This is a genomic window from Actinoplanes lobatus (genome assembly GCF_014205215.1).
Classification (GTDB): Bacteria; Actinomycetota; Actinomycetes; order Mycobacteriales; family Micromonosporaceae; genus Actinoplanes; species Actinoplanes lobatus.
This window is the reverse complement of sequence record NZ_JACHNC010000001.1, coordinates 7084748-7104464: the sequence shown is the minus strand read 5'-3', so window position 1 is coordinate 7104464 and position 19717 is coordinate 7084748. Positions and strand designations below refer to the sequence as shown.

General features: G+C 67.2%; 24 protein-coding genes and 2 pseudogenes. 11 read left to right on the top strand and 15 right to left on the bottom strand.

Annotated features, from left to right (window positions below; translation table 11 throughout):
* Positions 1 to 10: 10 nt before the first annotated feature.
* Positions 11 to 910, bottom strand: coding sequence for a helix-turn-helix domain-containing protein (locus BJ964_RS32350; protein WP_188124212.1), 900 nt, complete (start codon positions 908 to 910; stop codon positions 11 to 13).
* Positions 911 to 1571: 661 nt separating this feature from the next.
* Between BJ964_RS32350 and BJ964_RS32345 the strand changes: the two genes are divergently transcribed.
* From BJ964_RS32345 to BJ964_RS32335, 3 genes are all read left to right on the top strand, one after another.
* The gene (locus BJ964_RS32345; RefSeq protein ID WP_188124211.1) at positions 1572 to 1820 is read left to right on the top strand and encodes a hypothetical protein; all 249 of its coding nucleotides are present in this window, start codon (positions 1572 to 1574) and stop codon (positions 1818 to 1820) included.
* Entirely contained in the window at positions 1813 to 2205 is a 393-nt protein-coding gene (locus BJ964_RS32340) for a hypothetical protein (RefSeq protein WP_188124210.1), read from the top strand. The genes BJ964_RS32345 and BJ964_RS32340 overlap by 8 nt, the downstream gene beginning before the upstream one ends.
* 344 nt (positions 2206 to 2549) lie before the next feature.
* Positions 2550 to 2765, top strand: coding sequence for a hypothetical protein (locus BJ964_RS32335; protein ID WP_188124209.1), 216 nt, complete (start codon positions 2550 to 2552; stop codon positions 2763 to 2765).
* Between the two features lie 468 nt (positions 2766 to 3233).
* On the opposite strand, the gene BJ964_RS32330 is transcribed toward BJ964_RS32335, so the two are convergent.
* From BJ964_RS32330 to BJ964_RS32300, 7 genes are all read right to left on the bottom strand, one after another.
* Positions 3234 to 3572: a YnfA family protein gene (locus BJ964_RS32330; RefSeq protein WP_188124208.1), complete on the bottom strand. Its 339-nt coding sequence runs from the start codon at positions 3570 to 3572 to the stop codon at positions 3234 to 3236.
* Positions 3573 to 3618: 46 nt separating this feature from the next.
* Positions 3619 to 3885 (bottom strand): hypothetical protein, encoded by a 267-nt coding sequence (locus BJ964_RS32325; RefSeq protein WP_188124207.1) that lies wholly within the window; start codon positions 3883 to 3885, stop codon positions 3619 to 3621.
* Positions 3869 to 4309 (bottom strand): MerR family transcriptional regulator, encoded by a 441-nt coding sequence (locus BJ964_RS32320; RefSeq protein ID WP_188124206.1) that lies wholly within the window; start codon positions 4307 to 4309, stop codon positions 3869 to 3871. Before BJ964_RS32320 ends, BJ964_RS32325 begins: the two co-directional genes overlap by 17 nt.
* On the bottom strand, positions 4306 to 4641 hold the full coding sequence (locus tag BJ964_RS32315) for a hypothetical protein (RefSeq protein ID WP_188124205.1): 336 nt from the start codon (positions 4639 to 4641) through the stop codon (positions 4306 to 4308). Before BJ964_RS32315 ends, BJ964_RS32320 begins: the two co-directional genes overlap by 4 nt.
* Positions 4642 to 4730: 89 nt before the next feature.
* Positions 4731 to 5144 (bottom strand): YkvA family protein, encoded by a 414-nt coding sequence (locus tag BJ964_RS32310; protein WP_188124204.1) that lies wholly within the window; start codon positions 5142 to 5144, stop codon positions 4731 to 4733.
* Between the two features lie 198 nt (positions 5145 to 5342).
* Positions 5343 to 6053 (bottom strand): cation transporter, encoded by a 711-nt coding sequence (locus tag BJ964_RS32305; RefSeq protein WP_188124203.1) that lies wholly within the window; start codon positions 6051 to 6053, stop codon positions 5343 to 5345.
* Positions 6053 to 6388 carry an ArsR/SmtB family transcription factor gene (locus BJ964_RS32300; protein ID WP_188124202.1) on the bottom strand — a complete coding sequence of 112 codons (336 nt, stop codon included), beginning with the start codon at positions 6386 to 6388 and terminating at the stop codon, positions 6053 to 6055. The genes BJ964_RS32305 and BJ964_RS32300 overlap by 1 nt, the downstream gene beginning before the upstream one ends.
* Positions 6389 to 6448: 60 nt before the next feature.
* On the opposite strand from BJ964_RS32300, the gene BJ964_RS32295 reads away from it, so the two are divergent.
* Positions 6449 to 7069 carry a methyltransferase family protein gene (locus BJ964_RS32295; protein WP_188124201.1) on the top strand — a complete coding sequence of 207 codons (621 nt, stop codon included), beginning with the start codon at positions 6449 to 6451 and terminating at the stop codon, positions 7067 to 7069.
* 190 nt (positions 7070 to 7259) lie between these two features.
* On the opposite strand, the gene BJ964_RS32290 is transcribed toward BJ964_RS32295, so the two are convergent.
* The 4 genes from BJ964_RS32290 to BJ964_RS32275 are packed head-to-tail and all read right to left on the bottom strand — an operon-like array spanning position 7260 to position 9935.
* On the bottom strand, positions 7260 to 8063 hold the full coding sequence (locus tag BJ964_RS32290; RefSeq protein WP_188124200.1) for a MerR family transcriptional regulator: 804 nt from the start codon (positions 8061 to 8063) through the stop codon (positions 7260 to 7262).
* 20 nt (positions 8064 to 8083) lie between these two features.
* On the bottom strand, positions 8084 to 8845 hold the full coding sequence (locus BJ964_RS32285) for an ABC transporter permease (RefSeq protein ID WP_188124199.1): 762 nt from the start codon (positions 8843 to 8845) through the stop codon (positions 8084 to 8086).
* The gene (locus BJ964_RS32280) at positions 8842 to 9624 is read right to left on the bottom strand and encodes an ABC transporter ATP-binding protein (protein WP_188124198.1); all 783 of its coding nucleotides are present in this window, start codon (positions 9622 to 9624) and stop codon (positions 8842 to 8844) included. Before BJ964_RS32280 ends, BJ964_RS32285 begins: the two co-directional genes overlap by 4 nt.
* 35 nt (positions 9625 to 9659) lie before the next feature.
* Positions 9660 to 9935 (bottom strand): hypothetical protein, encoded by a 276-nt coding sequence (locus BJ964_RS32275; protein ID WP_188124197.1) that lies wholly within the window; start codon positions 9933 to 9935, stop codon positions 9660 to 9662.
* 298 nt (positions 9936 to 10233) lie between these two features.
* Between BJ964_RS32275 and BJ964_RS32270 the strand changes: the two genes are divergently transcribed.
* Positions 10234 to 12153, top strand: a complete 1920-nt coding sequence (locus BJ964_RS32270; protein ID WP_188124196.1) for an APC family permease — start codon at positions 10234 to 10236, stop codon at positions 12151 to 12153.
* Positions 12154 to 12447: 294 nt separating this feature from the next.
* Entirely contained in the window at positions 12448 to 13449 is a 1002-nt protein-coding gene (locus tag BJ964_RS32265; protein ID WP_188124195.1) for a hypothetical protein, read from the top strand.
* Between the two features lie 164 nt (positions 13450 to 13613).
* Here BJ964_RS32265 and BJ964_RS32260 read toward each other — a convergent pair whose 3' ends face one another.
* Positions 13614 to 13796 carry a hypothetical protein gene (locus BJ964_RS32260; RefSeq protein WP_188124194.1) on the bottom strand — a complete coding sequence of 61 codons (183 nt, stop codon included), beginning with the start codon at positions 13794 to 13796 and terminating at the stop codon, positions 13614 to 13616.
* A gap of 118 nt (positions 13797 to 13914) precedes the next feature.
* Here BJ964_RS32260 and BJ964_RS32255 point away from each other — a divergent pair.
* Positions 13915 to 14700, top strand: a pseudogene (locus BJ964_RS32255) (SAM-dependent methyltransferase); the annotation flags it as partial.
* A 252-nt stretch (positions 14701 to 14952) separates the two neighbouring features.
* Here the strand turns inward: BJ964_RS32255 and BJ964_RS48395 are convergent.
* Positions 14953 to 15636, bottom strand: a complete 684-nt coding sequence (locus BJ964_RS48395; protein WP_229807395.1) for an ISAs1 family transposase — start codon at positions 15634 to 15636, stop codon at positions 14953 to 14955.
* Positions 15637 to 15733: 97 nt separating this feature from the next.
* Positions 15734 to 15817, bottom strand: a pseudogene (locus BJ964_RS48390) (hypothetical protein); the annotation flags it as partial.
* An 849-nt stretch (positions 15818 to 16666) separates the two neighbouring features.
* Here BJ964_RS48390 and BJ964_RS32245 point away from each other — a divergent pair.
* The 4 genes from BJ964_RS32245 (at position 16667) to BJ964_RS49250 (ending at position 19715) form a co-directional block, all read left to right on the top strand.
* Positions 16667 to 17254: a matrixin family metalloprotease gene (locus BJ964_RS32245; RefSeq protein WP_188124193.1), complete on the top strand. Its 588-nt coding sequence runs from the start codon at positions 16667 to 16669 to the stop codon at positions 17252 to 17254.
* A 35-nt stretch (positions 17255 to 17289) separates the two neighbouring features.
* Positions 17290 to 17799 (top strand): hypothetical protein, encoded by a 510-nt coding sequence (locus BJ964_RS32240; RefSeq protein WP_188127582.1) that lies wholly within the window; start codon positions 17290 to 17292, stop codon positions 17797 to 17799.
* 598 nt (positions 17800 to 18397) lie between these two features.
* Complete coding sequence (locus BJ964_RS32230; protein WP_188127299.1) at positions 18398 to 18829, top strand: SRPBCC family protein; 432 nt, start codon at positions 18398 to 18400, stop codon at positions 18827 to 18829.
* A gap of 10 nt (positions 18830 to 18839) precedes the next feature.
* Positions 18840 to 19715: a helix-turn-helix domain-containing protein gene (locus tag BJ964_RS49250; protein WP_188124192.1), complete on the top strand. Its 876-nt coding sequence runs from the start codon at positions 18840 to 18842 to the stop codon at positions 19713 to 19715.
* Positions 19716 to 19717 lie beyond the last annotated feature (2 nt).

Genomic DNA, 19717 nt, shown 5'->3' with positions numbered 1-19717 from the left:
TCGTGGTCACTCACGGCCTTCTCATCTCTCCTGTCGTCATGATCCGTTTGATCATGTCGTCCGAGTCTCCCTCGTTCAAGGCTACGGCCGACAACGCGGCCCACGCCTGTCTGTACGCCTCTAGTTCTCTCGGCCGGTCTAGGTAGAGGGCGCCGGTGAGGCTCTCGCTGTAGACCGTGGGGGGCTCACCTCGTTCCCCGTTCACCGTTGGAAATTGAAGGATGGTGAAAGCTCCCGAGACGGACGCCCGGTGCGGGCCTGCCGATGTTGGCAGCACCCGTACGGAGACATGCGCCAACTCGTTCGCTTTCAAGAGGTGCCAGAACTGTTGGTGCATTGCACCAGCTGTCTCCAGTTCGGCGCGCAACGCCGATTCGGCAACGATCACTTCAAGGTTCGGGGGCTCTGGGAAGTGGCGAGACAGTAGCCCCTGTCGTTCTTGACGGATTTTGATGCGGCGCTCTAGTTCCGCTTCGCTCAAGTTCGGGCCGGCACGCAACACGGCTTCCATGTATGCCGCGCCTTGGAGCAAACCGGGGATGAGCGCCGGTTCATATTTTTGGATGTGGCTAGCTGCGGCCTCCAGGCCGATGTAGAGATCGAACCATTCCGGGACCGCATCACCGTAGGAGGCCCACCATCCCTTGGCTTTCGTCTCCCTGGAGAGGCCAATTAGAGCCTCCGTCATTTCGGCAGTAGCACCGTACCGTTCGCAGAGCGCCTTAACGTCCACGGCCCGCACCGGCGACTCTCCCTTTTCGATTCGCCAGATCTTCTGTGTGGAGCACTCAAGGTGTGCGGCTGCGGCTTCAATGGTGATCTTTTTGGGCTGGGCGCCCTCGCGTAGTGATCGCAAGTAGCGGCCCAGTTGGCGGCGCGGCACTGTTGATCCGGCGCTCTCACTCTCCATCCGTGGTGCCCCTTCCATGCCGTGACCCCGTGTCGGCGGCCATGTAATGAGCTATGCGTCCTTGATGGAAGGTTTACCCCTCGATCTTGAAAACTTCTAGGTTTCATCGCGTGTTTTCTGCCGTGGAACATTGCACCAACGGATGACAGCGTCCCAACATCGGGGTCAGGCGCGGCAGTTGACGTTCGGTCCCCCCGGATCTCGGCAGCTGGGCCGCAAGATCGGCGGCAGCTGGCTTCTAGGTGGCCCCTCGAGTCGGCTGCCGCCGCAACAACGCCAACCCGGAGGTGATCATTCGTGGCTCTTGGCATTGCTGTTGCGACAGCCCTCGTCATTGGCTACCTAGCTGGCCTGCTCTCGTTCAAGGTCAAGTCACGGTGGTGCCCCAAGTGCGGCGCAACAACAGTTCGCTACAGCCACGAGAGGCAGCCAAATAGTGCCCCTGTGAGAGGTCGACCGTTGTGACCGGCGTGCTGCACGTCTGCACCGTTCGACGATTTCAGGGGGAACATGGCCCCGCTTCCCGTGGATCTCTTTGGCCGGTTTCTCGGCTGGGCCAAGATGTGAGGCGGGCCAACCGATGACCCGCCGTCACTACCCGCCTGGAGTCGTCTTCCATGCTCCCAATTGCGGGGAAGCAGGCGACGGCAACGCTGCGGCCATGAAGGTGTTGGACGCGGTCGTGGCGTACCCGAGTCACCGCTACTGCTTGTGCACCGGCGGCGGTCCGGACGATGCCCCGTACGTTGTCGTCGAGCAGATCGACTACGGGCCGCACCTGTACGAGCCGAAACCGGGAGAGCCTCCACGAGACGCCGTCCAGCCGCTGTGTAAGACGTGCCGGGGCACGCACGGTCCGAGTGCCAGCGCCAAGGGCACGACATCGGGTCTGGTGGTGCCTGGTGGCTGAGCAGCAATTCGCCGAGGACACGCTCGCCTGGAGGAACCGGCGGATCCGCGCTGAGAATCTGCCCTACCCGGACGGCGTCCTGGACGCCTGCGAGCAGTTCGACCGGGACCATCCCGCCTGGTCCACCTCGTGGATGCCGGAGAACACCGGCAAGGGCTGGGAGCGCCCGGCCGGGTTCGGTGCCCGCCGGACCGACGGGGCGCGCCTGCGCGGCTGTGACGACTTCCGCCCCGGCCTGGACGACAACGTGCCACGGACGCCGTGGGCGTTCGGCGTGACCCTCGCTGACCTGGAGCGGCGGGTCACGGAGTTCGAGGCGTTGATCGCCGCGGAGGAAGACCTGACCCGGCGGCTGACGCCGCGCGTCTACGGAGGGATCCGATGACCGAACCTGACCTGATCGCGATGGTTGCGGCGGCCACCGCCGGCCGCGCGCTTGAGTTCGATGACGAGACGCGGCTGGCCCTACGCGAGTTGCTCGACTCCCCGTTGTACCCGATGCCCGCCTCCAGCGCTCCTGACCGATCGGCGGAGTCCGGGGGACGCCGTTGTCGAGCGCGCGGGCGGGCGGGGCGCGGAGCAGCGTCCAGGCCCACTGCCAGCAGGATTGCCAGTGCTCTTCTCATCGTCTGGTCCAGTTCTGTGCCGCGGACCCGGTACAGGTCCGGAGGGTGACGGTGGAGCCGTTGGGGGTATTGCCGCTCTCCGCGCACAGACCCCGACTGGGCGTTGCGGATCGTGCTGCCGGAGGTGTGGCTCCACCGCTGGTTGGTGGCGCCGCTGCAATCCCATAGCTGGGCCTTGGCGCCGCTGGTGGCGCCGGTGCTGGAACTCAGCGACAACGAGGACGTGCGCTGGCTCGCGCAGATCATGTTGAACGGCCAGCAGACCGAGATCGCCACGCTGCAGGAGATGCTGGACCGCAACAGCACCAAACCGCTGTAACGGCAATCCGGGCAGCGCCGCCAACGTACGCCCAAGCTGCATAGGAGATATTCCGGGTTCCGGCAGCCGCCCCTCACCACGCACGCAGGTCGTCGCGGTGCTCACCTATCGCGGTGGACAGCGCGGCCAGGAATCGGCGCACGACGTCGAGTTCCGGCTCGATGTGGTCGGCTTCTCCGCCCTGTCGCGCCGGGTATTGCCGAACCGTCCGGCGGTCGGCTCGTGCCTCAGGGTTTGGTTCGAGAGTGTCTGGCCGGGATCGCCGCGGAAACCCGTGACCGCGGAACACGATCCGTCGGGCCGGCTCTCGCTGCGTCATCTGCCTCGGGTCCTGGGCTGGCGGTCCGGCCCGTCCTGAGACAGGTGCCCGCCGCGAGTCGGCGGCCCCGGGCCGGGCCCTTTCGGCCTTGTGCTGCCGGTGTCTTCGCGAACGTCGGTCTCCTCATGCCCGACGGTGGCGGAGGTGGGTCAGTGGCCGGCGCGTGGTGCGTACATGATCACGGCGACGCCGATGAGGCAGATCGCGGCTCCGATGATGTCCCACCGGTCGGGGCGGAACGTGTCGACGACTATGCCCCAGGCGAGGGAGCCGGCGACGAAGATGCCGCCGTAGGCGGCCAGGCTCCGGCCGAAGTTCGCGTCCGGCTGGAGGGTGGCGACGAAGCCGTACGCGCCGAGGGCGACGACGCCGACGGCGATCCACCACAGGCCACGGTTCTCGCGCCAGCCCTGCCAGATCAGCCAGGCGCCGCCGATCTCGGCGAACGCGGCGAGACCGAACAGCAGCAGCGAACGGGCGGCGGTCATGCCGGGCAACCTACCGGTAGGTGATCATCGGCCGCCGTCGGCGAAGTCACTGCGTGCCACAGGCGCAGCCACCACCGGCGCATCCGGCGCGGTGCCGTCTGCGCGACGCCCACCACCAGGCGCCGCCCGCGGCTGCGGCGAGCGCGATCGTGATGCCGGGCAGCCAGGACCCGGCAACGGCCCAACCCGCACCGGACAGGATCCCGGCGGCAAACAGCATCGGGATCAGGCAGCAGGCGGCGCAGGCGATCCCGGCCAGGCCGGTCAGCCCGGACGGCAGCAGCCGGCGAGCACGGTCAGCGCGGCTCAGCATCGGGCACCCCCACGGCGATGGCGGCGAACGGGATCGGGCAGCACGGCTGACCGGCGCAGGCCACCAGGTCGTCACAACCGGCCGCCACCGCGGCTTTCAAGGTTGCGGCGATCACTTGCAGGTCGGCGATCTTCGCCTCCACCTCGGCGAGTTTGATCCGGGCGCGATCCTGCAGGCCGGCGGCCGGGCCGCCGTGCCGGTGACCGCCGGCGGCGAGCAGATCGGCGACCTCGTCGAGGGTGAACCCGAGCCGCTGCGCCGCCTTGATCACCTTCAGCACGGTGACCGCATCGTCCGGGTAGAGCCGGTGCCCGCCGAGGCTGCGCTCCGGCTCGGCCAGCAGGCCGCGGCGTTCGTAGTAGCGCAGCGTCTGCAGGTTGACCCCGGCCGCTTCGGCGAGTTGGCTGCTGCGCAGGCCGCTCACGACCGGATCCCGGCCGCAGCCCGCCCGGCAAGGGCGTCGAGGACGTCAACGTGCGCAGCCGGCACCTCGACGTCCAGCCGCAGCACCCCGTCGCCGGGATCGAAGGTGAAGGTGAAGAACGAGCAGCACCTGCTCTCCCGGCCGGACAGGTCCCGGGCCGTGGCCTCAGCTGCTGGATCGAGGTCCCAGCGCAGCACTGTGGCAGACATCCGCTGCTGGCCGCGCAGCGCGGTAGCGAACAGATCATCGAACTCGGCCAGCCGCAACGGTCGCTCGACGGTCGGCAAGGTGCACGCCTCGGGCGCCCATACGTCGTCTTCGGTGGTGGTCATGCCTCGACGGTAAGCCTGTACCTGGGTACCGGATGCAAGTCCCAAGATGCACTGATGTTCCGCACCATGATCGGGATGGAGTCTCGTCGTCAGTCGCGGATGCCGGCCGTGCGGAGTACGGCGGCGAGCCCTGCCGGGCTGCCGGGCCAGTGCCGATGTAGAGCCTGAGCGCCGGCGCGCCGGGCCACCGATCGTAAGACGAGCGCGACGACGATCGCGTCGTCGGCGTAGCCGATGACCGGAATGAAGTCCGGGATCAGATCGATCGGTACGGCGAGGTAGACCAGCAGCAGCCACAGCCGTACCCGTACCCCACGGGGCAGACCCTTGTCGCCTGCCAGGCGTTTGAGCAGGCGCAGCAGGTCCGGCAGCAGCCGCAGCATCTCCCCGAGGCCGGGACGTTCAAAGCGACGGCCGGCCAGCAGCAACGCCACGATCAGTGCCAGCCACACCAGGATCAGCCCGACACCGGCACCGATCGCGATCTTCCACACGGCGTCCATCAACCGCTGACTGTACGGCGTGGCGGATGCGGCGATCGCAGGCCGACGCGGGGCAACCGAACGTACTGGCGAGACCGATCCGGGTAGAGCCGATACTCACGTGCTTGGCCGCCCGGTCTTCAGGTACCGCGTTCTCGTCGGCGCTCGCCGGCCCGCCGCCGGGCTGGGGTCAAACAGCCACCAGACACTCCGCCGTCTCTACGGCTTGTCGGAGCAGCCGTCAGTACAGCCTCCGCCTGTATCCGCTGCCGTGGTTCCGGCACGTGCGTTGGGTGCGCAGCAGGCGTCGCCGCGCCACGCTTCACGGCCTTCTTTGACAGCGACGGCGGCGATGACCAGCGCCGCGATCGGGTCCGCCCAGGACCAGCCGAACAGGCTGTTCACCGCGAGACCGACCAGCAACACCGCGGACAGGTACGTGCACAGCAGCGTCTGCTTGGAGTCGGCGACCGCCGAACGGGAACCCAGTTCACGACCGGCCCGGCGCTGTGCGTACGAGAGGCCCGGCATGATCGCCAGTGACAGCGCCGCCAGGACCAGGCCGACGGTGGAGTGCTCGGCTTCCGCGCCGCCGATCAGCGCCCGGACCGACTCGACGGTGACGTAGGCGGCCAGGGCGAAGAACGACACCGCGATGATCCGCAGCGCGGTCCTCTCCCGCCGCTCGGGATCCTTGCCGGCGAACTGCCAGGCCACCGCCGCGGCCGAGGACACCTCGATGACCGAGTCGAGGCCGAACCCGATCAGCGCGGTCGACAACGCGATGGTGCCGGCGGTGATCGCGACGACCGCCTCGATCACGTTGTAGGTGATGGTCGCGGCCACCAGCAACCGGATCCGGCGGCTCAACAGGTCCCGCCGCTGCGGCGACGGGCCGGCGGGCGAGATCTGGATCAGCCGACCGGTCATCAGCAGCAGCCCTTCTCCGCCGAGTCGGGGCAGGCGTCCGGGTCGACGGCCAGCACCACACCGAGCAGATCGCCCAGCGCGTGCGCCAGCCGCCGATCGGCCAGCTCGTAACGGACCCGGCGGCCCTCGGGGACAGCGGCCACCAGGCCACAGCCGCGCAAGCAGGTCAGATGGTTCGACAGCTTCTGCCGGGTACAGCCCAGCAGGTCAGCCAGTTCGGCCGGGTAGCCCGGCCCTTCCCGCAGAGCGAGCAGCAGCCGGGCTCGGGTCGGGTCGGACAGGGCATGGCCGAACCGGGCCAGCACCGAGCCGTGCGTCAGGATCTCCACGCCCAAACAGTACAGCCGATGCTGTACTGTCGCCAATCGAAGCCTCCGGAATCGAAGGAGATCACCATGGCCTGGCTCGCGTTCACCCTCAACCTGACCGGCACGCTCACCGCATTCGGACTGCGAACCTGGCTGCACAAACGCCGCACCGGCGACACCGGCCACCGGCACAGCCGCCCTCCGACCGGCACCCCGGCCTGGTGGGCACAGATACTGGTCGCGGCCGGTCTACTCGGCGGGCTCACCGCTCCCCTACTGCACGCGACAGGAGCCCTGCACCCGGTGAGCGCCCTCGATCACCGGGCCGTTCAGGTCGCCGGACTGATCGTCGCCGTCGCCGGATTCGTCGCCATCCCGGCCGCACAGGCCGCGATGGGCACCTCCTGGCGCATCGGCGTCGACGCCGGCGAAACCACCACCCTCGTCACCAGCGGCGTCTTCGCACTCGTACGCAACCCCATCTTCACCGCGATGATCATCGCCATGGCCGGCATCACCGCCATGACACCGACCTGGCCCCAACTGCTCGTCCTGGCAGCTGTGATCGCCGCACTCGAACTACAGGTCCGCACCGTCGAAGAGCCCTACCTACGCACCGCCCACGGCGAGACCTACACCGGCTACACCCGACGCACCGGCCGCTTCCTGCCCCGCATCGGCCAGACCCGCCACAACACACACGCCTGACCAACCCACCGGCCAGCCCCATCACCGCCAGCGAAGTCTCAGCGTGACCGCTCCAACAGGTCGGTGACGGTCACCCGGCGCTGCAGGGCACGGGGAAACCATCGGCGACCGACACCACGGCCGGCCGGCCACGGGCTCGCCGGCCTGGTGGTACGCCCCGTGCCGGCCATCGCGAGAAAATCACCCGCCGTCACGTCCGCTGGCGCTCGACGACGGGAGGCACAGGACCCGCTACTCGTTCCTGCCGGGTCCAGCTCTCCCAGCCTCGCTTGCGCATCAGGTCGCGCATCCGCTGCGCTCGGGGGTCGACCTCGACGGCGAATGCGTCGAGCAGGTCGAACGGCAGACCATCTTCCAGGTCGTCCTCGCTCATCACATCACCGCCGGCGTGTGCCTCCTCGGCCAGTACGGCCATGATGTCCGCGGCCTCCTCCAGCAGCGCTTCGTCGATCTCGCCGCCTTCGAGGAGCCGCGAGAGGACCTGGTAGAGCCGCACCAGCCGAGGGTCTTCGAGTTGTGCCAGCTTCGAAGGCATCCACTCGCGGACCCGGTCCGGCCAGCGCGCCGTCATCAGGATCCACCCGTCTCGCTCGGCGTGCACCAACCGCTCGGACGCCCCGATCTCCCGCAGCCTGTTTAGATAGAACGCGACCTCCGAGGGAAGCGCGGCATGGTCCCCGGCGGCGAGCTGGGCGATCTGTTTGCGGCTGTTCTCCCGCTGGGCGATCTCGTCGGACAGCCGGGCGTCGATCCGCTGGATCGCCGCGGCGAACGCCGGTGCGTCGGCCTGCAGCAGGGAGTCGATCTCGGAGAGCGGCACACCGGCTTCGGCGAGAGTACGGACCTTGATAAGGGACACCACGGCGGTCGCGCCATACCGCCGGTAGCCGGAGTTGTCGCGCTCCGGCTCCGGCAGCAGGCCGATCTGGTGGTAGTGCCGCACCGTGCGCACAGTGACGCCGGCATACGACGCCAGTTGACCGATCGTCAGCATGCTGGAGATCCTGCCGCTTCTCAGGAGATCTTGCGCCGGTACGCCAGGTTGGCGAACAGGTAGGCGACCACGAGAATGCCGGCGCACCAGGCCAGGGCCGTCCAGATGCCGGTGCCGACCGGCTGCTCGGTGAACAGGTTCCGCAGCGCGTCGACGATGGAGGTCACCGGCTGGTTCTCGGCGAAGGCGCGCACCGGGCCGGGCATCGACTCGGTGGGCACGAAGGCCGAGCTGACGAACGGCAGGAGGATCAACGGGTAGGCGAACGCGCTGGCGCCGTCCACGGACTTCGCGGTCAGCCCGGGGATCACGGCGATCCAGGTCAGCGCCAGGGTGAACAGGACCAGGATGCCAATGACGGCCAGCCACCCCAGCACGTCTGTCCCGGTGCGGAAGCCCAACAGCAGGGCGACCCCGACCACGACCACGAGCGAGATCAGGTTGGCGACCAGTGAGGTCAGCACGTGCGCCCACAACACCGACGACCGGGCGATCGGCATGGACTGGAACCGTTCGAAGATGCCGCCCTGTAGGTCCAGGAAGAGCCGGTACGCGGTGTAGGAGATACCCGAGGCGATCGTGATGATCAGGATGCCGGGCAGCAGGTAGTTGACGTACGAGTCGGTGCCGGTCTCGATCGCGCCGCCGAAGACGTAGACGAACAGCAGCATGAAGGCGATCGGCATGATCGCGGTGGTGATGATGGTGTCCGGGCTGCGTGCGATGTGCCGCAGCGAGCGGCTGAGCAGCACACCGGTGTCGCCGAAGAAGTGCCTGTTCACTGGTTTTCCCCATTCTTGCGGGCGCCGACGAGGGTGAGGAAGACGTCCTCGAGGGTGGGCTGCTTCTCGACGTACTCGACTCTGGCCGGTGGGAGGAGTTGCTTGAGCTCGGCGAGGGTGCCGTCCACGATGATCCGGCCCTCGTGCAGGATCGCGATCCGGTCGGCGAGGTGCTCCGCCTCGTCCAGATACTGCGTCGTGAGCAGCACCGTCGTGCCGCCTGCGGCGAGCTCCTTGACCGCCTGCCACACTTCGAGGCGGGCCTCCGGATCCAGGCCGGTCGTCGGCTCGTCCAGGAAGATCACCGGCGGGTTCCCGATCAGGCTCATCGAGATGTCGAGGCGGCGGCGCATGCCACCGGAGTACGTCGCCACCCGCCGGCCGCCCGCCTCGGTCAGCGAGAACCGCCTCAGAAGGTCGTCCGCGATCGCGCCCGGGTCGTTGAGGTGGCGCAGCTTGGCCACCATGACGAGGTTCTCCCTCCCGGTGAGGATCTCGTCGACCGCCGCGAACTGCCCGGTGAGGCTGATCGACTCACGGACATCGGCGGCCTGCGCCGCGACGTCGAACCCGTTGACCGTCGCGGTGCCGGCGTCCGCCCGCAGCAGCGTGGACAGGATCCGCACCAGCGTGGTCTTGCCCGCCCCGTTCGAGCCGAGCAGCGCGAAGATGCTGCCCCGCGCCACGTCGATGTCCACACCACGCAGCACCTTCAGATCCTTGAATGCCTTCTCCAGGCCCCGTACGTGTATCGCATCAGCCGTCGATGTCATGCTCATGCCGCACAGCATGAAGGGTTGACGCAGCGTCAGGGTCAAGCCTCTTCGCGGACCGGCGAGAGCCCGAATCGGCGATCGGCCAAGCCGGCCTTCGCGCGGTAGGCGGCACCACCGGGACCGTACGCGGCCGCGTATTCGGCGCAGCACTCCCCCAGGTCTGCCTCGTCCGGTACGTGCAGCGGAGTGCCGTAGTCAGCCGCCAGACGTGACAAGGGCACGCCTCGCATCGCCGCCACCACGATGATCACGACATTCGACCATGCACCGCGGTCGCTGGTCAGCTCGCCGTACTGATTCGCGAGGAACCCCACGAACGTCGCCGCGCCCAGCGATCGGAAATTGACGTACGTGCGAGTAGATTTTGACGGCGACGCGCTCCCATGAGCCGGCGGCCGGCATCGGCCGGGAGGGTGCGCCCGGCTCGCCCACCGGCAGTTGCGGGACTCGGCACAGCCGTACCGGGAATGGGTTTGACCTTGTGGGCCTCGAGATCCAAGATTTTTGACGTTTTATTAACGCGGCATGATCAAGATCCGCCGCCCTCCCGGTGTCAGGATTCCCGGGGTCGCGGATTCGGGCGCGGCCCGACCATGCCGGGAGGAACAAGCGATGACCGCGACGGTCGAACGCAGCGGATTGCGTTCATGGCTGCTCAAGGGCCTCAACGACCGTGCCGCACGCCAGCCGGGGCCGCACGCCGACGTGCACGAGGAGAAGCCGCACTCGTGGTGGAAGGTGATGTGCCTGACCGGCGTGGACTACTTCTCCACGCTGGGCTACCAGCCCGGTATCGCCGCCCTCGCGGCCGGCGTGCTCTCGCCTCTGGCCACGCTGGTGCTGGTGCTGGTCACCCTGCTCGGCGCCCTGCCGGTCTACCGGCGGGTCGCCGCCGAGAGCCCGAACGGCGAGGGCTCGATCGCGATGCTGGTCCGGCTGCTGTCATTTTGGAAGGGCAAGCTGTTCGTCCTGGCCCTGCTCGGGTTCGCGGCCACCGACTTCATCATCACCATCACGCTGTCCGCCGCGGACGCCACCGCGCACATCGACGAGAACCCGTTCTGGCCCGCCACCTGGCACGGCCAGGAAGTCCTGGTGACACTGGTTCTGATCGCGGCGCTCGGCGCGGTGTTCCTCAAGGGATTCACCGAGGCGATCGGCATCGCGGTGGCCCTGGTCGCCGTCTACCTGGGCCTGAACGTGATCGTGATCGGCGACGCCTTGTGGGAGGTGCTGACCCACCCGCACGCTGTCACCGACTGGGGCACCGCTTTGACCACCTCGCACGGCAGCCCTCTGGCCATGGTCGGGATCGCCCTGCTGGTGTTTCCGAAGCTCGCCCTGGGGCTGTCCGGCTTCGAGACCGGCGTGGCCGTCATGCCGCACATCAAGGGTGACCTCCAGCAGCGGATCCGCGGCGGCAAGCGGCTGCTCACCACCGCGGCCGGCATCATGAGCGTCTTCCTGATCACCAGTAGCGTCGCCACCACGATCCTGATCCCGCCGGCCGCGTTCGAGCCGGGTGGTGAGGCCAACGGCCGGGCCCTGGCGTACCTGGCGCACGAGAACCTGGGCACCGTCTTCGGCAGCATCTACGACATCTCGACCATCGCGATCCTCTGGTTCGCCGGGGCCTCAGCCATGGCCGGACTGCTCAACCTGGTCCCCCGCTATCTGCCCAAGTTCGGCATGGCCCCGTCCTGGGCCCGCGCGGTGCGGCCACTCGTGCTGGTCTTCACCGGCGCCGCATTCCTGATCACCTGGATCTTCGACGCCGACGTCGACGCGCAGGGCGGCGCGTACGCCACCGGTGTACTGGTCCTGATCACCTCGGCCGCCACCGCGGTGACGCTGGCCGCCCACCGCGCCGGTCAACGGGGACGCACCTGGGCGTTCGGCGTCATCACCGCGGTGTTCGTCTACACCACGATCGTCAACATCGTGGAACGCCCGGACGGTGTGAAAATCGCGGCCTGCTTCATCGCCGGCATCATCGCGGTCTCGCTGCTCTCGCGCGTCTTCCGGGCGTTCGAGCTGCGCGTCAGCCACATCGAGGCCGACCATGTCGCCCAAGGTTTCCTGGACGAGCTCAGTCGTCGGCAGATCAGGCTCATCGCCAATGAGCCGGATCGGCGCGATGCCCGCGAATATTCCGAGAAGCTGGCGCAGATCATCGCCGACAACGACATGGCCGACCAGCGTGACGTGTTGTTCGTCGAGGTGACCGTACGCGATGCCTCCGATTTCGAGACCGAACTCCACGTACGCGGCGAAGTGCTGCACCACCGCTACCGGGTGCTCACCCTGGAAAGCTCGTCGGTGCCCAGTGCCCTCGCGGCGCTGGTGCTGTGGATCCGCGACACCACCCACCGGCGCCCGCACATCTACTTCGAATGGACCGAAGGGAACCCGGTCGCGAACTTCGCCCGCTATCTCATCTTCGGCCAGGGCGAGGTGGCCCCGGTGACCCGCGAGATGATCCGCCAGGCCGAACCGGACCGGCGGCAACGCCCGCACGTCCACGTCGGCTGAATCCGGCAGGCGGCCATGGACGCGATCTGGGTACAGCTGCTGATCGGACTCACCGCGGTTCTCACACCATTCGTCGGCGCAGCCCTCGGCGCGGCGGCGCTGGCCTGGACGCCGTTACATGACCCTTCCGACGGATCTCCCGACCACCGTTCCGCTGATCCATAGCAGCGGTGGCCCTTGAGGTGGCGCTCGGTGTAGAGGTGTTCGTCGCGGTGGGGCGGCGTAGTAGCTGATCCTGCCGAGGAGTGGGGACGACGGGTATCGATCCTGCGCCGCCGTTTATGATCTCGCCTCATGTCCGAACGTAGTGCCGCCTCCGCCGTGCCGGACGCCGACAGCCCCAACCCGTCCGGAACCGCGCCGAACAATACCGACGACTCCCCCTCGACCACGGCTGACCATGAGACGTCCTCTACTTCCGCGGAAGCGCCGGACGACGAGGCGGCTACGGCGGGTTCGCCGGGCACCAGTGGGAGTGACCTCGATGCGGGCGACACCGCCGATTCCGTCGGAGACGGAGAGAGCATCTCCGACACAGCATCAGCCGCAGACAGCCGGGCGGTGGTGGAGCCTGTTACAGACCCGGACGCCACCGCTGCCGAACCCGACCCTTCACCCGCGGCAGGCCCGGAGATCGACTCCGTAGTGGCGCAGGCGGCTACCGCCGCAACGGTCGCCGCGGCGGCGGCCGCATTCGCCGCGCATACCGCTGCCGCTGCCGCCGACGCCGCAGCCGAAGCGGCGGCCGCCGCAGCCGAGGCGGCTGAGGCCGCCGCCGTCGCAGCGGATCTCGCCGCCACGGCGGCCAGAGGCTGCCCGGCCGGGATCGGTGCCGCAGGCGAGACCAAGACCGGTGACGACGTACCGGAGGACGCCGGCGGCGAGGCCGCGACCTGCAGCGACACGCCGGGCGACGAGACGTTCACCGAGGCCCAGGCCACGCCGCGGGCCCATGGGATCGCGGCGTGGGGAGCTGACCGGCGGCGAGACCTGCTGGCCTACATCTGCGTACCGCTGGTGACGCTGTTCGCCGCGCCGGCACTGGTGCTGTTCTCAGGCATCGTGATCCTCGGCAGCAGCACCGACTCCCCGGCCATCTGCGACGAAGTCCGCGCCGTCAACGGTTGCGAAGAAGTCACCTGGGACGTTATCGGCACGCACCTGCTCGGGTTCCTCGCCCTGTGGGCGCTGCTGTGGGCACTGCCCTGGTGGCGTGGCCTGCGCACGCCCCGGGTGCTGCTCGCTCTGACGGCCGGCTTCTTCCTTTTCGCCGGTCTGCTGCGTCTGGCCGCCTGACCGGTGCCGCAGGCAGGTCCGGCGAGGCCGGCCAGCGGCGATGTGGTCCCCGGGCACCGCCGAGGGGAGCACCTCCCCTTGTCTTCGAGGAGTGGGACGACGCCATCGTCCCACTGGGTCGGGGCGGCGGAGACTGTCGCGGGGCGACAGACCCGGCATGGTGATCAGGTCGGGCCGTTGTCGCTGATGTCAGCGGGATCAAGGATCCCGTAGCACGCGTCCGCATCGGCGGACACCGGTAACGCCCGGGCCATCAGCTCGTCACCCGCATCGCACAGTTCAGGCTCGATGTCCCGCAGCCATCCGACGTCGGCCGTGGTCCGCATCGTCCATACGAACGGTCCCATCTCAAGCCACCCGCCAGAGGCTTCATCCTTGAGCTGAGCGTCGATGCCAGTTGGCCGCAAAGGTCTATGCTGGCGCCGATCTGCCGGCATCGGTCCATCCAAGAAGGAGGGCGCGCACATGTCGAACGGCGAGCAGACGGCACCCCAACTGGAAACCTCGATCCCGCACACCGCGCGAATCTGGAACTATCTGCTGGGCGGCAAAGACAACTTCGCCGCCGATCGCTTGGTCGGCGACCAGATTCTCGCTGGTCAACCGGCACTCGCCGAGAACGCCCGTCGCTGCCGTGCGTTCCTGATCCGCGCGGTTCGCTATCTGGCCGCCGAGGCCGGTGTGCGTCAGTTCCTGGACATCGGTACCGGGCTGCCCACCGCCAACAACACACATGAGGTGGCCCAATCGGTGGCGCCCGAGTGCCGCATCGTCTACGTCGACAACGATCCACTCGTGCTCACCCACGCCCGCGCTCTGCTCACGAGCCGGCCCGAGGGTTTGACCAGCTACCTCGACGCCGACATGTACGACATGGATCTGGTGCTGCGCGAAGCCGCCCGCACCCTCGACTTCTCCGAACCGGTCGCGATCCTGTTCATGGGTGTCCTCGGCCACGTCGAGAAGGACGAGGTCGCACAGAGCATGGTCAGCAAGGCATTGGACGCTGTGCCGTCCGGCAGCTACCTCGCCCTGTACGACAGCGCCCCTGTCTCCCCCGAGGTGGTCGAGGCGGCACGTATCTGGAACGAGTCCGCCGCGTTGCCATACCACTTGCGCAGCGAGGACCGCCTTGCCCAGTTCTTCCACGGTCTGGAACTCGTCGAGCCCGGCCTGGTCCCGGTAACCCGATGGCGGCCGGACACCGAGGCACCCGGGGTCGAGCAATACGGCGGCGTAGGGCGCAAGCCAGGGCTATTGCAAAGTAGAGTCACTGCTGGTCACGGTCGGATTTCCGGTGCTGACGGCGGTGATGAGGTCGTGGGGACGGTGGTTGGCCTCTCGGGTGGCATCGGCGATGTTGGTGGCGCCGTTGAGGCGGTGGTACCCGATCGAGGTGTTACGGAGGGTGGCGAACACGGCTGAGCCGCTGCCGGTCCGGGCTTGATGGGCGTCTTCACGTAACGTGACATCCCGCACGTAATGTAGGCGATTCTCGATATGTCACTCCGAGCGCGCCCACGTGCCCAGATCAGCGGGCCGGGCCTGACCGGCGGGCAGCGAGATCGTCAGATACGACGTCTCGCGGCTGGTCTTGCCCTTGATCGTCCGGGTGCGGGTGATCCGGACCGCCTGCTGTGCGTTCGGGAAGCCCAGCCCGCCCGGGGTCGCGACGGTCAAAGCCTTGACCGTGCGGGTCTCCTTGCGGCCGTGACCGGTCTCGCGGGTCTGCGTCCCGACCGGGACCTGCGCCCAGGGCAGGGCCTTGATCTGGGCGAACAGCTTCGGCTGGTTGGACTTTGCCGTGACCATCAGATGCGCGCCGCCCGCGGCGAGCAGATCGGCGTGCCCGACCTGGGCATGTAACGCGTCCGCGACGACCAGGACGCCGTCCAGTGATCCCAGCACGATTTCGACCTGGTGCAGCAGTGGGGTGAACGCGGGAATCTCATTCGATTTCGCTGCGATCTGGACCTGGGCGAGCACGATTCCGGTGCTGGTGTCGTAGGCCGAGAGCAGATGGACCTGCCGCCCGTCGCTCAGCCGGGCACCACAGGCGACCTTCCCCTCGACGGCGACGACCAGGACCGGCGTTGTCCGGCTCCGCAGCCAGCGGGCCAGGAGCTGTGACAACACCACGGCGTCGATGCGGATCAACAGCCGCCACACCGTCATCGCGGCGGGCACCCGGCCACGGAATCCGAGCCGGGCCCCACACCGTGCGGTCCTGGAAACGCACCCAGTCCGTGACCGCGGCGAACGTACACGCCCCGGCGATCACCGCGCCCACCGCTGCCGCAAGGATGCTGACCAGCGGATACCTCCGGCCCCGCGGATCCCGTGGGTCATCGACCGCTTCCAGCGCCATGAACAGTTTCAGCCGATCACCATCGGTGACCGTGGTCGGGCACGGCATGTCCGGGGATCGCTGCGGCAGCACGATCTCGATCAGTGATGATGACATCAGCGGATGCGGTCCTGTTCTCGATCACGGTTGTCTTCGCAACACCATGATCACCAACGGGGCCGCACCCGTCCTTCATGGACCCGGCCCCACGTGGAACCGCCTGAAACCCCAGCTCACGCACTCCTCAAGCGACTACGCAACCGCCCTGCCACCCGGACAGGGACGGCCGCGTGACGGGAAGGGACCCGTGCCGAATTCGTCAGTACCACCGATTACGGGACAGCCGTTGCGGGACGACTTCCGGAAGAAGAACGATCTTGCCCCGCAGCCGCGACCCGGAGGCCCCTGTATGGCCTGACCGGGGCACCCAGCCCGTTCCAGTTCCATGGAAGCGGAACAACGTCGGCACGTTTCACGAGCGACGCTCCAAGTTCGTAATGGCCGGGGACATCCGAAACAGCTCGAGCGGCGAGAGACTCCGCGATCGGCGAGCGCCCCAGATAAGTCAGGGCGGGCGATCAATAGATAAGTCGCCAGTCGTCAGCTCTACCTTAATCACTGCCCTGCAGAAACGGACAGCCGGAAGTCGAAGCACTCCGACGAATAGCGAGGGACAAAACGGTCATGTCAAAACGGACAGCGAGGGGATTGAAGAGTTGAGGAAAATCGTGCTTGATGTGGCGAAGCTCCCACCCCGACGACGCGCAGTTGACATATCTGAATTCCCCAGTGAAAGTTTCTAGGCACCGCATCGGCCCTTTCGGTCTTGCGGCGCGCCATTCGATGTTGTCACATAGATAGGGGTCTTCCATGCGTCGAGCCGCAGTGTTGGCTAGTGCCGTAATTGCCGCAACAGCCGGCCTGATGCTTCCGGCTTCGCCGGCGTCTGCCTACAGCCTTTTGGGCTGCAAGTTCACCTCAGGAAATCTGAAGTGGCAGCCCAAGATTGCGAACTCGACCTACACAACTGCGGCGACCGCAGCTATCAACGACTGGAACTCGACCAGCACCCACTTCAACTTCACCCAGGTCAGCAGCGGCGCCAACGTGCACGTGGCGGACGGCAACTACGGTGCGACATGGATGGGGAATTCCTTCTCCGGAATCACTCTGAATTCCACGCAGAAGAATCCCGTCACCAACTCGTGTAGTGGCGGAACCTGGGACACCACCATGGTCACCTGGTGGAACCGTCACTACACCGATTCGTACACCTCGGCGCAGCGCGAAACCATCATGGTGCACGAAATCGGCCACGCGCTCGGTCTCGCCCACACCGCTTCAGCAAGCAGCTGCAGCGCCCCTGTCATGTCAGTGAACATCGATTCGCTGGTCCCCAGCTGCGGGCGCATGGCCCCTCGGCAGGACGACATCAACGGCGCCAACGCACTGTACTGATGCCACGGTTTGTTCGACGGATTACCGCGGCTGCGGTGCTTATCCCGTTCCTTGCGGGGTGCACCGCAGCACCGTCAACGGCTACGCCGCAGCGCACTACTCGTGTTCACGTCGATCAAATTAATCGGCTCAACACGCTCAGCGAGCTCGAAGACGGCAGCGCGGCGGTCATTATCGGGCAGGCAATGTCGCAGACCGCCACCACGATGCGCGGATTTCCTATCACTATTACCACCGTGCAAGTGACGACCGTCGTCCACGGCTCGTATCCGAGGAAGTCCGCCGAAATCTATCAACTTGGTACGGCGACAACAGCCTCGGAAGAAACTGCAGCGATGCTGAAAACGGGTCACAGTTATCTGATCTACATCAGCATCGAAAAGGATACGGATGGCGGCCCGGATCGCACGGTCATAACGGGAGGTGACGGCGTCTACGAATGGCGTGACAACGACTATCATTACGTTGGCGGCCCAGATAGTCGTCTTCCCCAGACCATCGCCTCCTCCGCAGTAAGCTCCAGGACGGCAGCCGCCTTTTCTTAGGTTCGGTCCGAGACCGGAGCCACCCGGCCAGGACCACGCAGACCGCGACGGTCAGCAACCCGGCCAGCGGATACCGGATCCCGCGAGGATCACGCGGGTCCGGGACCAGGCTCGCGGCGTCGAGGAGCCCTCGACGTTCACCGTCGGCGACCGGCCTTGCAGGCGTGTCCGGCCCAGGGGTAGTCACGGTCAGTACCGAGATCAGAGATGATGCCATCGACGGGTGGAGTCCTCGGTGTCGTGAAGTCCTAGAGAAACTCCATGATCACCTTGAGGGCTTCACCCGCTTCAACTTCCTCCGCAGAGGCCACTCACTCCACGAAACACCTGGTCAGCGCGCCATTCTCCGAAAACGCAACAGCCCTGGGCGCAAGCCGCGATAGCCATACCACGGGGCCGTGCCACGTCACCAGGCAATCACTCCGCTGGATGCGCACCCCGTCCAGGTCGATGTTCACCTCGAACCGCTGCCCGACCGCGGACGGGTGCACCGAATAGTCGCCAATCGCGGCAGGGCAAGACAGCAGCGCAATACTGTGCATGCGAAAGGCAATGACGTGGTCGCGTGTGCCAATGGCACGCCGCTAACGTGTTGATCATGAAGGGTTCTTACGATGTCGAGGCGCAGTCGCCGGCTGCTTGCGAGCGGATCTGGGCGTTGCTTGTCGATGCGAGCAGTTGGCCGAAGTGGGGCACTGTGGACGAGCTCATGCCCGAGAGGTCCGCGAACATCTCCGACGACGGACATGACGGCGTAGGTGCCGTGCGGGCGTTTCGCACCGGCCGGGTCGTCACCAGCGAGCGGATCGTGGAGTTGGAACCGTGCCGGCTTTTCGCGTACGTGGACGCCGAAAACCCGTACCTACGCGACTATCGGGCGGAGATTCGGCTCAGTCCAGCCGCGGCCGGCGGCACTTCGATCCGCTGGCACGGGACGTACGAAGTGGCGTTCGGGGTGCATCTGTTCATGCGGCCGCTGATGAACCGGACGATGCGCCGGATGGTGGAGGGACTCGCCCGGGCTGCGTAGGCTTGCCGGAGTGCATCGCGGGGAGCGTTTCGACCAGGGCGGCTACGCCGGCTTCGACATGGAGCGACACGTCACCCGGCGGCTGTCGAGCTGGGATGAAGCAGGCTGGCGATCGCTGTTGGTGCAACGCTTCGACCACCGGCCCGCCACCGATGTGATCCATCTGCCCGCGTCGTCCGATCACCATTTCTGGGCGATCACGCGGGGCGCCGGAACGATGCAGGTGCGCTCCGCCGACGGCTGGCAGAAGTATGCGATCGTCCCGGGCCTGTTGGGCCGGGCCACCCCAGGGATTCCCACCGAGGTGCGCTACACCACGTCCGCCGCGATGAGCAGTGTGCACGTGCACGTACCCGCCGACATCGTCGACCGAGTCAGCGCCCAGACCAAACCGGGCCGGCAGGACGGGCCCGGTGACGCGTTGCTCGCGCCCCTGCTGAACTCGCTCGCGGCCGCCGCCGGGCAGCACGCCGACCCCATGTACGGCGATATCGCCGCCGAGTTCCTTGCCGCACACCTCGTCACCCACTACGGCAGGCGGCGGCTGGACGCACCGCCGGGACGTGAGGATGCGCGCGTACGCGATGCGGTTGCCCTGATGCGGGAACGCCTCGGCGACCCGCTGACCCTCGCGGACCTTGCCGCGGCGGCCAATCTCAGTCCGTACCACTTCCTGCGCGTGTTCAAGCGGGCCACGGGGCAAACGCCAGGTCGTCATCTCACGCGATTGCGCGTACGCGAAGCCGCCCGGCTCCTTGATGCCGGCCGTACGGTCACCGCGGTCGCCGCGCACTGCGGCTTCTCCAGCCCTTCCCACCTGTCCACGGCTTTCCTCCGCGAGTTCGGCGTTCGCCCGTCGCAGTACCGACTCCGCTCCCAGGGCTGAGA

Bases quoted from the DNA above. Each gene is read 5' to 3' on its own strand.
- BJ964_RS32350 (WP_188124212.1), bottom strand. From the start codon at position 910: ATGGAGAGTGAGAGCGCCGGATCAACAGTGCCGCGCCGCCAACTGGGC.
- BJ964_RS32345 (WP_188124211.1), top strand. From the start codon at position 1,572: ATGAAGGTGTTGGACGCGGTCGTGGCGTACCCGAGTCACCGCTACTGC.
- BJ964_RS32330 (WP_188124208.1), bottom strand. From the start codon at position 3,572: ATGACCGCCGCCCGTTCGCTGCTGCTGTTCGGTCTCGCCGCGTTCGCC.
- BJ964_RS32325 (WP_188124207.1), bottom strand. From the start codon at position 3,885: ATGCTGAGCCGCGCTGACCGTGCTCGCCGGCTGCTGCCGTCCGGGCTG.
- BJ964_RS32315 (WP_188124205.1), bottom strand. From the start codon at position 4,641: ATGACCACCACCGAAGACGACGTATGGGCGCCCGAGGCGTGCACCTTG.
- BJ964_RS32310 (WP_188124204.1), bottom strand. From the start codon at position 5,144: ATGGACGCCGTGTGGAAGATCGCGATCGGTGCCGGTGTCGGGCTGATC.
- BJ964_RS32305 (WP_188124203.1), bottom strand. From the start codon at position 6,053: ATGACCGGTCGGCTGATCCAGATCTCGCCCGCCGGCCCGTCGCCGCAG.
- BJ964_RS32295 (WP_188124201.1), top strand. From the start codon at position 6,449: ATGGCCTGGCTCGCGTTCACCCTCAACCTGACCGGCACGCTCACCGCA.
- BJ964_RS32290 (WP_188124200.1), bottom strand. From the start codon at position 8,063: ATGCTGACGATCGGTCAACTGGCGTCGTATGCCGGCGTCACTGTGCGC.
- BJ964_RS32280 (WP_188124198.1), bottom strand. From the start codon at position 9,624: ATGAGCATGACATCGACGGCTGATGCGATACACGTACGGGGCCTGGAG.
- BJ964_RS32270 (WP_188124196.1), top strand. From the start codon at position 10,234: ATGACCGCGACGGTCGAACGCAGCGGATTGCGTTCATGGCTGCTCAAG.
- BJ964_RS32265 (WP_188124195.1), top strand. From the start codon at position 12,448: ATGTCCGAACGTAGTGCCGCCTCCGCCGTGCCGGACGCCGACAGCCCC.
- BJ964_RS32260 (WP_188124194.1), bottom strand. From the start codon at position 13,796: ATGGGACCGTTCGTATGGACGATGCGGACCACGGCCGACGTCGGATGG.
- BJ964_RS32245 (WP_188124193.1), top strand. From the start codon at position 16,667: ATGCGTCGAGCCGCAGTGTTGGCTAGTGCCGTAATTGCCGCAACAGCC.
- BJ964_RS32230 (WP_188127299.1), top strand. From the start codon at position 18,398: ATGAAGGGTTCTTACGATGTCGAGGCGCAGTCGCCGGCTGCTTGCGAG.